The organism is Klebsiella sp. MISC125, from assembly GCF_051131775.1.
Lineage (GTDB): Bacteria > Pseudomonadota > Gammaproteobacteria > Enterobacterales > Enterobacteriaceae > Klebsiella.
The window spans coordinates 1,715,962-1,728,257 of the sequence record NZ_CP180448.1; the positions used below are offsets into that span (position 1 = coordinate 1,715,962).

Here is a 12,296-nt window from a genome sequence, read left to right on the forward strand (position 1 = left end):
AAATCTTGATTTTATCAATGCGCGATATTAATCATCCCGTCTTTTATTCATTAGATAACACGAAATTCATCTCTTTAATTTATTTTTCATTTTTTGTGAAATGGTCTTTTATCGGATTATTTGTAAGGAAATTTTAATAATATATTCATCGATTATATTATTTTTGTATTTTATATGAAATGCGTAGGTTATGGTTGGTGATGGAATTCATTTAAATACAATTAATTATATGGCGATTGTTAAAATTCGGCAGATCGGTTCTGTAGAGGGTGAAATGATTTTATTCACAGCGTTGATGCTTGTATTGATGGCCAGAAGGAATTGCTAACTTAATAGCATTTACAAAGGTGGTATCGGGGTAGTATTGAAATGGTGTAACTGAAATCATGATGATTTCCAACGTTTTGCCAGTAATTTTAAATGTAACTGGTACCGTTACATTGAATTCAAAAATAACCAGCGAGTCATGACGTAGGTATGGCTAAAGTTACTATTTAGCATGGCTATTGTCTCATCCCCATTGGGGAATAAAAAATTAGGGAGCTTATCTTTATGGAATTAGCATTTTCTCCGAGGCTGCTTGCAATAGCTATTGCCGCAGCGATCCCATTTACCGCCAGCGCGGCAGATACCCCCGCCGTTGCGACTTCCCAGGAAGGGCATGCAGGTTACGACCACCCCAATCAATATCTTGTTACACCAGCGACAAAAATTGCTGACAACTTGATGCCGGTCATGTCCCACCCTGCGCAGGATAAAGATACGCGGCAGAAGCTGGCCGAGTTAGAAAAGAAAACGGGCAAAAAGCCTAATATTGTGGTGTTCATTCTTGATGATGTCGGCTGGATGGATGTCGGTTTTAACGGAGGAGGGGAGGCCGTGGGTAACCCGACGCCGGATATCGATGCCGTCGCGAATCAGGGATTAGTCCTGACGTCGGCCTATTCGCAGCCGAGTTCCTCTCCAACTCGTGCGACGATCATGACCGGGCAATACTCCGTTCACCACGGAATTCTAATGCCGCCAATGTACGGTATGCCTGGCGGTCTTGAAGGATTGACCACGCTGCCGCAACTGTTGCACGATCAAGGCTATATCACTCAAGCCATCGGTAAATGGCACATGGGCGAGAATACCGGTTCGCAGCCGCAAAACGTCGGTTTTGACGATTTTCGCGGTTTTAACTCCGTTTCCGATATGTACACCGAATGGCGCGATCCGAATGTGAACCCGGAAGTGGCGCTAAGTCCTGCCCGTAGCCAGTATATTCAGAATCTGCCGTTCGATAAAAATGATGTCCATGCGGTACGCGGAGGCAAGCAGGAAGCTGTCGCCGAAATCACGCCGAAGTATATGGAAGATCTGGACCAGCGTTGGATGAAGTACGGCGTTGAGTTTATCAACAGCATGGCGAAAAAAGATAAGCCGTTCTTCTTGTATTACGGAACGCGCGGCTGCCATTTTGATAACTATCCGAATGCCCATTATGCCGGGCGCTCGCCAGCACGCACTTCCTACAGCGATTGTATGGTGGAGATGAATGACGTCTTTGCCAACCTGTACAAAGCGCTGGAGACCAGCGGGCAACTGGATAATACGCTGATCGTCTTCACCTCTGATAACGGCCCGGAAGCGGAAGTACCGCCACATGGCCGCACGCCGTTCCGTGGCGCGAAAGGCTCAACGTGGGAAGGCGGGGTGCGCGTGCCGACGTTTGTTTACTGGAAGGGAATGATCCAACCGCGTAGATCCGACGGGATTGTGGATTTGGCGGATTTGTTCCCGACCAGCCTTTCACTGGCAGGCCATCCGGGCGCGGAGCTGGCGAAACTGGTGCCTGAAAAAACCTTTATTGATGGTGTTGACCAGGCATCTTTCTTTATAGGTAAAGACGGACAGTCAAACCGTAAAGCAGAACACTACTTCCTCAATGGCGAGCTTTCGGCGGTTCGTATCGATGAATTTAAATATCATCTGCTTATCCAGCAGCCTTTCGCCTTCACGCAAACCGGCTATCAGGGCGGGTTTACCGGCGCAATTATGAAAACGGCGGGGACCATGATATTTAACCTCTATACCAATCCGCAGGAAGATGAAAGCGTCGGCGTACGCCATATTCCGATGGGGGTACCTTTGCAGGATGAAGTCCATAACTACATGGAAATTCTGAAAAAATACCCACCTAAAGTGCAGATTAAACTCTAAGTTGTATTCAGTGGATAACCGGCTTCTTATGAAGCCGGTTATTTTATTTCTCTTTTCTGCGATGGTGTAAATGGGCATGCATAATATCGCTGGCCGGGCGGCCCATCGCCATCAGATCGGCCATCGCCTTCAGATATGGCGGTAAGTGCTGGAAATAGCGGCGAAACCCGGCACACAAATAATTCAATCCCGGTTTGCCCTCTTCCGTTAACGCAAAACGATGCTTTGGACATCCGCCCCAGCAGGCTTTTAGCACCGAACACTGACGGCACTGATTGGGCAGAGTGGCGTATTTATCTTTACCGAAATCAACCTGTTTTGCTGAGTCCAGCATCGCGGCAAAGGTTTGCTCGCAGATATTGCCTAAATGATATTGCGGGTAGACGTAATGATCGCAGGCATAAACGTCGCCATTATGCTCGACAACCACGGAACGACCGCAGGTTGGCTGGTGATGGCAGACCGCGCCGGGCGCGCCAACGAAGCTGGCGAATGCCCACTCAATGTTCATGACGTAAACTTTACCTACGTCGCGCTTAACCCAGCGGTCAAAAACGTGGCAAAGAAATGCACCATAGTCTTCAGGTTGTACCGACCATGATGTTAACGTCCCGCAGGTTTCGCCGGGCGAGCGTAGCGTCAGGCCAGACTGCTGCGCTGATGCATCGGCCAGACGCTCGACGACGGGGATGAACTGAATAAACTCGATGCCGCTGGCGACGAGAAATTCGTACACTTTCTCCGGCTGCCGGGCGCTGTGGTGATTCACGCAGGCCAGCACGTTATACTGCACTCCATGCTGCTGAAGCCGCGCTAAAGCACGCATCACTAGCTTGTGCGTCGGACGGCCACCCTTCGTCAGGCGGTATTCGTTATGAATATCCTCAGGCCCGTCCAGCGATAAGCCAATCAGGAAATTATGGCGTACAAAAAACTCGCACCACTCATCATCTAACAGCACGCCGTTGGTTTGAAAACTATTGCTGATCTGCCGTCCGGCACCATATTGGACCTGAAGGGCGACAGCACGACGGTAAAAATCCAGTCCCAGCAGCGTCGGCTCGCCACCTTGCCAGGTGAATGCCACCTCTGATTTTGGATCGCATGAGGCAATATAATCGCGGACATAATGCTCCAGCATCGCATCATTCATGCGAGGTTGTGGAACATCGTCATATAACGCGTGTTTTTCGAGATAGAAACAGTAAGCGCAGTTCAGGTTGCAGTCTGACCCGCTGGGTTTCGCCATAGCATGAAAGGCTCGAGTTGGTATATTTTGAGGCATATTGCGCTAACCCTTAAAAACTATTTTTCGATGTCCTGTGACACCTCGCTAAGAAGTGGCGGCAGGCAATGCTTGTATTGATGATAATAACATTCAACCATGTCACCTGAGAATTTATTGAGGTCGAAGCGTAAATTCAGAATAATACATCCCGATATCGTCCATTATGGCACTATAGGGCGGTAATATCATGGAGAGAGAAGTTGGCTGTGAGCTGTTTAAAATATTTAATCATTTGATTTTTGAATGCATTTGGTTAAATGATAGATGAAAAATATAAGTTATGAATGCGGTGAGTTGATAAAAGTGTTTACTATCAGTAATGGATAGCGATACTTTTACCTTCTTAAGATACTTTACATTCACTCAGGATATTGTTCGCAATAAACAGGATGTATTTCATTATGCAAACATTTAAATCCCGTATTGTGACGCAAATAGAAAGATTTTTCTGGCTTACACCAGCGATATTATTAACAGGATGTACCCTGTCGCCTGCTATTCCCGTTATCGGCGCCTATTATCCTGGTTGGCTATTTTGCATTATTATGGGCGTTCTTCTGACATTGCTCACCCGGCGATTGATTACTTACAGAAATATACGGCCGGGATTCCCCGCTATTGTGTATACCAGCCTTTTTGTCCTCTACTCCATGCTGTTCTGGCTGGTATTTTTTTAATTCATGTTGAGATGCCCTCATGGAAAGTTCACTGAAAAAATCGCCGGGTAAAAAAATACCGGCCTTGATTCTGGTACTACTGACGTTGGTCGTGTTGGTGTTTGTGATTTGGCGAGTGGACAGTTCGCCGTCAACAAATGATGCCTATGCCGCTGCGGATACCATTGACGTTGTACCCGAAGTCAGTGGGCGCATTGTCGAGCTAGCGGTAAAAGATAACCAGCCGGTCAAGCAGGGGGATCTGCTTTTCCGCATCGATCCGCGCCAGTATCAAGCCAATCTGGCGAAGGCTGAAGCCGCGCTTGCCGCGCTTGATAAGCAGATTATGCTGACCCAGCGCAGCGTAGATGCACAAAAATACGGTGCTGATTCCGTTCAGGCGGCAGTTGCAAAAGCGCGCGCCGCGGCAAAACAGGCGGGCGATACATTGCGCCGCACCGAGCCTTTGTTATCGGAAGGCTTTGTCTCGGCGGAAGATGTTGACCGCGCCAGAACGGCGCAGCGGGCCGCCGCGGCCGATCTCAATGCTATTTTACTCCAGGCACAGCAGGCGGCCAGCGCCGTGAGCGGAGTTGACGCACTGGTAGCCCAGCGTGAGGTTGTACAGGCTGATATCGCCCTGACTAAGCTCTATCTGGATATGACGATTGTTCGCGCACCTTTTGATGGACGGATAGTTTCTCTGAAAACGTCCGTAGGCCAGTTTGCTTCAGCAATGAAGCCCGTATTTACCCTGATCGACACACGCCAGTGGTATGTCATCGCTAATTTTCGCGAGACGGACTTAAAAAATATTCGTCCGGGCGTTCCCGCAACTATTCATTTGATGAGCGATTCTGGCAGAACCTTCCAGGGGAAAGTAGATTCGATTGGCTACGGGGTGCTGCCCGATGATGGCGGCATTGTGCTGGGCGGATTACCGCACGTATCCCGCTCAATTAACTGGGTCCGCGTGGCACAGCGTTTTCCGGTGAAAATTATGGTGGATAAACCGGACGCAGAGATGTTTCGTATTGGCGCTTCGGCTGTCGCAACGCTCGAGCCGCAATAATGCGCGCCCTCAATTATTTACCGATGTCATGGGTCCGGTTGCTGGCATTCTTTCATGAGGAGCTAAGCGAGCGGCGTCCGGGGCGGACCCATCAGACGATGCTGCTATGGGTGAATTGCCTGGTGGTGGTGCTGGTTTCAATGACCTTTGAAATCCCATTCCTGGCAATATCGCTGGCGGTGCTGTTTTACGGTATTCAGTCCAACGCCTTTTATACCAAATTTGTGGCGATTCTGTTTGTGGTCGCCACCGTGCTTGAAATTTGCAGCCTGCTGCTGATCTACAAATGGACCTACAGCTATCCGTTACTACGCATGGGCATTGCCAGCCTGATTGTGTTGGGAAGCATGTTTATGATGCGCACCCATCGCCTGGGCCTGGTCTTTTTCGCCGTTGCCATTGTGGCGGTATATGGCCAAACCTTTCCGGGGATGCTCGATTATCCGGATATCGTACTGCGTTTAACGCTGTGGTGTATCGTGGTTGGCCTCTATCCCACCTTGCTGATGGTGCTGACCGGCGTTTTGTGGTTTCCCAGCCGGGCAGTTCAGCAGATGCGCACGGTGCTTTGTGAGAGGCTGGATGACGCGGTTAGCCATTTGACGTCCTCCGTTCCGCCTCTGGCAGAAAAAAACATTGAGAAAGAAGCGCTGGCTCTGCAAAAGCTTAACGTCTTTTACATGGCTGATGATGCTGACTGGCGCGCAAGAAGCGCCTGGTGGCAGACATGTGTCACAACGGTGACCTGGATATATGCCACGCTTAACCGCTTTGATATTTCGGCCATACCCGGCGACAAGGCAACTGGCGAGTTAATCAGTAAGCTGCGCGGTGAAATTGCCGGGCTGCAAAATGCGATTGCTCAGGGTGAACCCTGGCGTAGTGAATGGCATCTCAGCGCTGACGAGAGTGCCGTCGCGCAGGCGTGTGGTCTGCAAACGCTCTGCCAGATGTTGCTACAGCTGGGACATATGGATCCCGACACGCCGCCAACCCCGCCAGCGAAGCAGCCGTCAATGGCTGCCGATGCGTTTACCAACCCGGTCTATATCCGCTATGCCTTGAAAACGCTGCTGGCATGCATGATTTGCTATGTCTTTTATTCCGGCGTCGATTGGGAAGGCATCCACACCTGTATGCTGACCTGCATTATTGTGGCGAACGCCAGTATTGCTTCGTCGTATCAGAAAATGGTGTTGCGCTTTGGCGGTGCGCTATGTGGCGCAATGTTAGCGCTGCTGGTGACGATTTTTATCATGCCCTGGCTAGACGGTATTGTTGAATTATTGTGTGTTCTGACACCGATATTTCTGCTTGGCGCGTGGATTGCCACCGGCTCGGAACGCTCGTCCTACATCGGTACGCAGATGGTCGTCACTTTCGCACTGGCAACGCTTGAGAACGCATTCGGGCCGATCTACGACCTGGTTGAAGTACGCGATCGTGCCATTGGGATCCTGATTGGTACTGCGGTTTCAGCCGTTGTCTACACCTTCATCTGGCCAGAAAGCGAAGCGGGCGTGCTGCCGAAAAAGCTGGCGGGCGCGCTGGGGATACTCAGCAAGCTTATGCGTATTCCGCGCCAGCAGGATGCGGTGGCTCAGCGCAACTATTTGCAACTGCGCATCGGTTTTCTGGCAACCATCAGCGGCTGCGAGGAAATCTGCGAGCGGGTGGCATTAGAGCGTCATCTGGATGCCGATGAGCGCATCAGGCTGGTTAATTACGGCCAGCAGGTTATTCACCAGGGGCGAGAAATTCTTTATGCCTGGGAAACGACCTGGGAGCATGCCGGAATGCTGGACGATGAAGCGCAGCAGGCGAGAGCGGCCCGTTTTGCCGATGCGTTAGAAAAATACGCGCAGGGCCTGACGAGCGGCACGAGTTCACCTCCTGATATCGCGCTCTCATCCTCCTCTTTGGAAAAATTATCCGGGTTAGACAAACAGGAGCAATGCGTCATGCAGCAGATGATCCGTTTACCCGACTGGACCCACACGGATCACTCGCCAGCCAGAGAGCCGGTGCAAGGAGTCTCTCAACTATGACCAGTAACCTTCCGCGATTACTACTTTGCGGCATTCTTGCCAGCACCACAGCGCTCACCGGTTGCGCGCTGATACGCAAAGATTCTGCCCAGCATCAGTCTATTCAGCCCGATCAAATCAAACTGGCTGATGACATTCATCTCGCCAGCCAGGGGTGGCCGCAGGCGCAATGGTGGCGTCAGTTTAACGACCCGCAGCTGGACAATCTTATTCAGCGCACGCTTTCCGGCTCGCATACGCTGGCTGAGGCGAAACTGCGCGAAGAGCAGTCACAATCGCAGGCCGATCTGTTAGAGGCCGGATCGCGGCTCCAGGTTGCCGCATTAGGGATGGTCAACCGGCAACGGGTTTCGGCCAACGGCTTCCTTAGCCCTTATGCGATGGATGCGCCAAAGCTCGGTATGGATGGCCCTTACTACACTGAAGCGACGGTGGGGTTGTTTGCCGGTCTGGATCTTGATCTGTGGGGCGTGCATCGTTCAGCGGTGGCGGCGGCCATCGGCGCGCAAAACGCCGCGCTTGCTGAGACGGCGGCGGTTGAGCTGTCTCTCAGCGCTGGCGTAGCGCAGCTTTATTACAGCATGCAGGCCAGCTATCAGATGCTTGATCTGCTGCAACAAACTCGTGACGTTATTGATTTCGCGGTGAAAGCTCACCAGAGCAAAGTCGCCCACGGGCTGGAAGCGAAGGTGCCGTACCACGGCGCCAGAGCGCAGATGCTGGCGGTGGACAAACAGATCGCGGCGGTAAAAGGGCAAATCAAAGAAACGCGTGAGTCGCTGCGGGCGCTGATCGGTGCCGGTGCCAGCGATTTACCTGACATTAAGCCGATTGCTTTGCCGCAGATACAAACCGGTCTTCCATCAACGCTCTCGTATGAATTGCTCGCCAGGCGTCCTGATTTACAGGCAATGCGCTGGTACGTGCAGGCATCGCTAAGCCAGGTGGATGCCGCTCGCGCGTTGTTCTATCCGAGTTTCGATATCAAAGCGTTCTTTGGCCTGGATGCAATTCATCTCGACCAGCTGTTTAAAAGTACCAGCAAGCAGATTAACTTCATTCCTGGCTTGCGCCTGCCGCTGTTCGATGGCGGGCGTCTCAATGCCAACCTGCAGCACACCCGGGCCGCCAGTAACATGATGATTGAACGCTATAATCAACAGGTGCTCGACGCCGTGCGCGATGTTGCGATTAACGGTACGCGTTTGCAGACGCTGAATGAAGAACGTGGGATGCAACTGGACCGGGTTGAGGCGATGCGCTATACGCAGGCTGCCGCTGAGGCCGCCTTTAAACGTGGTCTGGGAAGCCGCTTACAGGCAACCGAAGCCCGACTTCCCGTTCTGGCGGAAGAGATATCGCTGCTCATCCTGGACACCCAGCGGGTTATCCAGAATATTCAGCTAATGAAATCACTGGGGGGCGGCTACCAGGCTCCTGCGGTGACAAAAGAATAGTTTGAAAAATAATGATGATGCCGCGTGAAATCCTTCATGCGGCATTTTTTATACGCACACTCTCCCCGCATTAATTAATCACCTCACCCTGATTTTTAGCCCTTATTTTTATTTTATTTTCTTAGTGATCTACCTCACCTTTTAAATCAGCTTGCCGAATTTTGTTATTTACTCCAGCAAAATCTTGTCACCATGAGCCCAGATTTTAGCGGAGCAGTGAGCCATGGATAAAGAACGCATCATTCAGGAATTTGTACCAGGAAAGCAGGTTACGCTGGCGCATCTGATTGCGCACCCTGGCGAGGAACTGGCGAAAAAGATCGGCGTTCCCGAATCCGGCGCTATCGGCATTATGACCTTGACCCCTGGAGAAACCGCCATGATCGCTGGTGATTTGGCGATGAAGGCCGCCGATGTGCATATCGGTTTTCTCGACAGATTTAGCGGCGCGCTGGTTATCTATGGTTCGGTTGGCGCGGTAGAAGAGGCGCTACTGCAAACGGTTAGCGGACTGGGCAGATTATTAAATTATACCCTCTGCGAGTTAACAAAAAGCTAATTAGAGGCGGCGATGAAACGTATTGCATTTGTCGGTACGGTGGGCGCGGGGAAAACAACGCTATTTAACGCGTTGCAGGGGAATTATTCCCTCGCCAGGAAAACGCAGGCCGTGGAATTTAATGAAAGTGGCGATATCGACACGCCAGGGGAATATTTCAGTCATCCGCGCTGGTATCACGCGTTAATTACCACGCTACAGGATGTGGACACGCTGATTTATGTCCATGCAGCCAATGACAAAGAGAGTCGCTTACCTGCCGGGCTGTTGGATATCGGCACCAGTAAACGACAAATCGCCGCAATCAGCAAAACGGATATGCCGGATGCCGACGTTGCCGCAACGCGGCGGTTACTTCACGCAATGGGGTTTCAGGAGCCGATTTTTGAACTCAACGGCCACGACCCGCAAAGCGTACAGCACCTGGTGGATTATCTGACAGAGCTCAGCCAAAAGGAGGAAGGGGCAGGTGAAGAAACTCATCACAGCTAACGATATTCGTGCGGCCCACGCACGTGGTGAACAGAAGATATCGATTGTTCTGCGCGCCAGCATCATCACCCCGGAGGCCCGCGAAGTTGCGGATCTGCTGGGCGTCGCCATTACCGAATGCGATGAATCCACACCTGCGGTGGCGGCACCGGTGGCAGAGGAGAAAACCGAAAGCCAGCGCATTCGTGAAACCATCATCGCGCAGCTGCCGGAAGGACAGTTTACCGAAAGTCTGGTCGCGCAGTTGATGGACAAGGTGATGAAGGAGAAACAGTCGCTGGCGCAGGGCGATATGCAGCCCAGCTTTAAATCGGTCACTGGCAAAGGTGGCGTAAAAGTCATTGACGGCAGCAGCGTCAAGTTTGGCCGCTTCGACGGTGCTGAACCGCACTGCGTCGGCTTAACGGACTTAGTCACCGACCAGGACGGCAGCAGCATGGCCGCCGGGTTTATGCAGTGGGAAAACGCTTTTTTCCCGTGGACGCTGAATTACGACGAGGTTGATATGGTGCTGGAGGGCGAGCTGCACGTGCGCCATGAAGGCGAAACCATGATTGCCAAAGCTGGTGACGTGATGTTTATTCCGAAAGGTTCGAGCATCGAGTTCGGCACTCCGTCGAGCGTGCGCTTCCTGTACGTTGCCTGGCCTGCGAACTGGCAATCGCTATGAAAGATTTCATCACCGAAGCTTGGCTCAGAGCAAACCACACGCTCAGCGAAGGAGCAGAGATTCATCTGCCCGCCGATGCTCGCCTGACGCCATCAGCTCGGGAACTGCTGGAAAGCCGCCGTCTGCGCATCAAGTTTATCGACGAGCAGGGAAGCCTGTTTGTTGATGATGAGCAACAGCAGCCGCAGCCGGTACATGGCTTAACCAGCAGCGAAACGCACCCGCAGGCGTGCTGCGAGCTGTGTCGCCAGCCGGTGGTGAAAAAGCCCGATACGCTGACCCATCTGACGGCAGACAAGATGGTCGCCAAAAGCGACCCGCGTTTGGGCTTTCGCGCGGTGCTCGACAGCACTATCGCACTGGCGGTGTGGCTGCAAATCGAACTGGCGGAACCGTGGCAGCCGTGGCTGGCGGATATTCGTTCGCGTCTGGGCAACATTATGCGTGCCGACGCCATGGATGAACCGCTGGCGGCGCAGTCCATCGTCGGCTTGAACGAAGATGAGCTGCACCGGCTTTCCCATCAGCCGCTGCGCTATCTCGACCACGATCATCTGGTGCCGGAAGCCAGCCACGGGCGGGATGCCGCGCTGCTGAATCTGTTGCGTACCAAGGTGCGTGAGGCTGAAACGGTTGCCGCCCAGGTCTTTATTAGCCGCAGTTTTGAGGTATTGCGCCCGGACATTCTGCAAGCGCTAAACCGCCTCTCCAGTACCGTCTACGTGATGATGATTCTGTGCGTCACGAAGCATCCGCTCACCGTTAGCCAAATACAACAACGCCTGGGAGGGGAGCAATGATTATTGAACGCGCTCGCCAACTTGCATTGCGTTCACCCGCTCGGGTGGTCTTTCCGGACGCGCTGGATGTTCGCGTGCTGAAGGCCGCGCACTACCTGCAACAGCAGGGGCTGGCAAGGCCGATTCTGGTCGCCAGTCCGTTTGCTCTGCGCCAGTTTGCGCTCAGCCACCGCGTGCCGATGGACGGTATTCAGGTCATCGACCCGCACAGCAATCTGTCCATGCGCGAAGCGTTTGCCGAGCGCTGGCTGGCCCGTGCCGGAGAGAAAACGCCGCCGGATGCGCTGGAAAAACTCAATGACCCGCTGATGTTCGCCGCCGCGATGGTCAGCGCGGGTAAGGCCGATGTGTGCATTGCTGGCAATCTTTCGTCAACGGCGAATGTGCTGCGCGCTGGATTGCGGATTATTGGCCTGCTGCCGGGTTGCAAAACGCTGTCGTCGATTTTCCTGATGCTGCCGCAGTACATCGGACCGGCATTAGGCTTCGCCGATTGCAGCGTGGTGCCGCAACCGACGGCGGCGCAGCTGGCGGATATCGCTATCGCCAGCGCCGACACCTGGCGAGCCATTACCGGCGAGGAGCCGCGCGTCGCGATGCTGTCTTTCTCAAGCAACGGCAGCGCCCGCCACCCCAATGTTGCCAACGTACAGCAGGCGACCGAGATCGTCCGCCAGCGTGCGCCGCAGCTGATGGTGGACGGCGAACTGCAGTTTGATGCCGCTTTCGTGCCGGATGTCGCCGCGCAAAAAGCGCCCGCCAGCCCGCTTGAAGGCAATGCGAACGTGATGGTCTTCCCATCGCTGGAGGCGGGCAATATTGGTTACAAAATCGCCCAGCGGTTGGGCGGCTATCGCGCCGTTGGGCCGCTCATTCAGGGACTTGCCGCGCCGCTTCACGACCTCTCCCGAGGTTGTAGCGTGCAGGAAATTATCGAACTGGCGTTAGTGGCAGCCGTGCCGCGCCAGACTGACGCGAATCGGGTAAACGACTCGCAAACACTCGTTGTATAGGTCCCGTTCTGGACCCCCTTTGATTAAGAGGAAAAC

Annotated in this window: 11 protein-coding genes; 10 read left to right on the top strand and 1 reads right to left on the bottom strand. The window is 53.0% G+C overall.

Annotation, left to right across the window (positions count from 1 at the left end; all coding sequences use genetic code 11):
- Positions 1-552 precede the first annotated feature (552 nt).
- Complete coding sequence (locus ACMYSL_RS08170) at positions 553-2,205, top strand: sulfatase-like hydrolase/transferase (RefSeq protein ID WP_434662143.1); 1,653 nt, start codon at positions 553-555, stop codon at positions 2,203-2,205.
- 43 nt (positions 2,206-2,248) lie between these two features.
- Here the strand turns inward: ACMYSL_RS08170 and ACMYSL_RS08175 are convergent, their stop codons facing one another.
- Entirely contained in the window at positions 2,249-3,490 is a 1,242-nt protein-coding gene (locus ACMYSL_RS08175) for an anaerobic sulfatase maturase (protein ID WP_434662144.1), read from the bottom strand.
- 404 nt (positions 3,491-3,894) lie between these two features.
- On the opposite strand from ACMYSL_RS08175, the gene ACMYSL_RS08180 reads away from it, so the two are divergent.
- From ACMYSL_RS08180 to pta, 9 genes are all read left to right on the top strand, one after another.
- Positions 3,895-4,170 carry a YtcA family lipoprotein gene (locus ACMYSL_RS08180; protein WP_434662145.1) on the top strand — a complete coding sequence of 92 codons (276 nt, stop codon included), beginning with the start codon at positions 3,895-3,897 and terminating at the stop codon, positions 4,168-4,170.
- A gap of 19 nt (positions 4,171-4,189) precedes the next feature.
- Entirely contained in the window at positions 4,190-5,221 is a 1,032-nt protein-coding gene (gene mdtN, locus ACMYSL_RS08185; RefSeq protein ID WP_182240267.1) for a multidrug transporter subunit MdtN, read from the top strand.
- Entirely contained in the window at positions 5,221-7,269 is a 2,049-nt protein-coding gene (gene mdtO, locus ACMYSL_RS08190; RefSeq protein ID WP_434662146.1) for a multidrug efflux transporter permease subunit MdtO, read from the top strand. The genes mdtN and mdtO overlap by 1 nt, the downstream gene beginning before the upstream one ends.
- Positions 7,266-8,726 carry an MdtP family multidrug efflux transporter outer membrane subunit gene (locus ACMYSL_RS08195; protein WP_434662148.1) on the top strand — a complete coding sequence of 487 codons (1,461 nt, stop codon included), beginning with the start codon at positions 7,266-7,268 and terminating at the stop codon, positions 8,724-8,726. Before mdtO ends, ACMYSL_RS08195 begins: the two co-directional genes overlap by 4 nt.
- A 223-nt stretch (positions 8,727-8,949) precedes the next feature.
- Positions 8,950-9,285 carry an ethanolamine utilization microcompartment protein EutS gene (gene eutS / locus ACMYSL_RS08200; RefSeq protein ID WP_110272167.1) on the top strand — a complete coding sequence of 112 codons (336 nt, stop codon included), beginning with the start codon at positions 8,950-8,952 and terminating at the stop codon, positions 9,283-9,285.
- A gap of 12 nt (positions 9,286-9,297) precedes the next feature.
- The gene (gene eutP / locus ACMYSL_RS08205; RefSeq protein ID WP_110272168.1) at positions 9,298-9,777 is read left to right on the top strand and encodes an ethanolamine utilization acetate kinase EutP; all 480 of its coding nucleotides are present in this window, start codon (positions 9,298-9,300) and stop codon (positions 9,775-9,777) included.
- The gene (gene eutQ / locus ACMYSL_RS08210; protein WP_142513059.1) at positions 9,755-10,447 is read left to right on the top strand and encodes an ethanolamine utilization acetate kinase EutQ; all 693 of its coding nucleotides are present in this window, start codon (positions 9,755-9,757) and stop codon (positions 10,445-10,447) included. Before eutP ends, eutQ begins: the two co-directional genes overlap by 23 nt.
- Positions 10,444-11,247 carry an ethanolamine utilization cob(I)yrinic acid a,c-diamide adenosyltransferase EutT gene (gene eutT, locus ACMYSL_RS08215; protein WP_182207516.1) on the top strand — a complete coding sequence of 268 codons (804 nt, stop codon included), beginning with the start codon at positions 10,444-10,446 and terminating at the stop codon, positions 11,245-11,247. Before eutQ ends, eutT begins: the two co-directional genes overlap by 4 nt.
- Positions 11,244-12,260: a phosphate acetyltransferase gene (gene pta / locus ACMYSL_RS08220; protein ID WP_142513057.1), complete on the top strand. Its 1,017-nt coding sequence runs from the start codon at positions 11,244-11,246 to the stop codon at positions 12,258-12,260. Before eutT ends, pta begins: the two co-directional genes overlap by 4 nt.
- The last annotated feature ends 36 nt before the right edge of the window (positions 12,261-12,296 follow it).

Bases quoted from the DNA above. Each gene is read 5' to 3' on its own strand.
- ACMYSL_RS08195 (WP_434662148.1), top strand. From the start codon at position 7,266: ATGACCAGTAACCTTCCGCGATTACTACTTTGCGGCATTCTTGCCAGC.
- eutS (WP_110272167.1), top strand. From the start codon at position 8,950: ATGGATAAAGAACGCATCATTCAGGAATTTGTACCAGGAAAGCAGGTT.
- mdtN (WP_182240267.1), top strand. From the start codon at position 4,190: ATGGAAAGTTCACTGAAAAAATCGCCGGGTAAAAAAATACCGGCCTTG.
- pta (WP_142513057.1), top strand. From the start codon at position 11,244: ATGATTATTGAACGCGCTCGCCAACTTGCATTGCGTTCACCCGCTCGG.
- ACMYSL_RS08170 (WP_434662143.1), top strand. From the start codon at position 553: ATGGAATTAGCATTTTCTCCGAGGCTGCTTGCAATAGCTATTGCCGCA.
- ACMYSL_RS08175 (WP_434662144.1), bottom strand. From the start codon at position 3,490: ATGCCTCAAAATATACCAACTCGAGCCTTTCATGCTATGGCGAAACCC.
- mdtO (WP_434662146.1), top strand. From the start codon at position 5,221: ATGCGCGCCCTCAATTATTTACCGATGTCATGGGTCCGGTTGCTGGCA.
- ACMYSL_RS08180 (WP_434662145.1), top strand. From the start codon at position 3,895: ATGCAAACATTTAAATCCCGTATTGTGACGCAAATAGAAAGATTTTTC.
- eutT (WP_182207516.1), top strand. From the start codon at position 10,444: ATGAAAGATTTCATCACCGAAGCTTGGCTCAGAGCAAACCACACGCTC.
- eutP (WP_110272168.1), top strand. From the start codon at position 9,298: ATGAAACGTATTGCATTTGTCGGTACGGTGGGCGCGGGGAAAACAACG.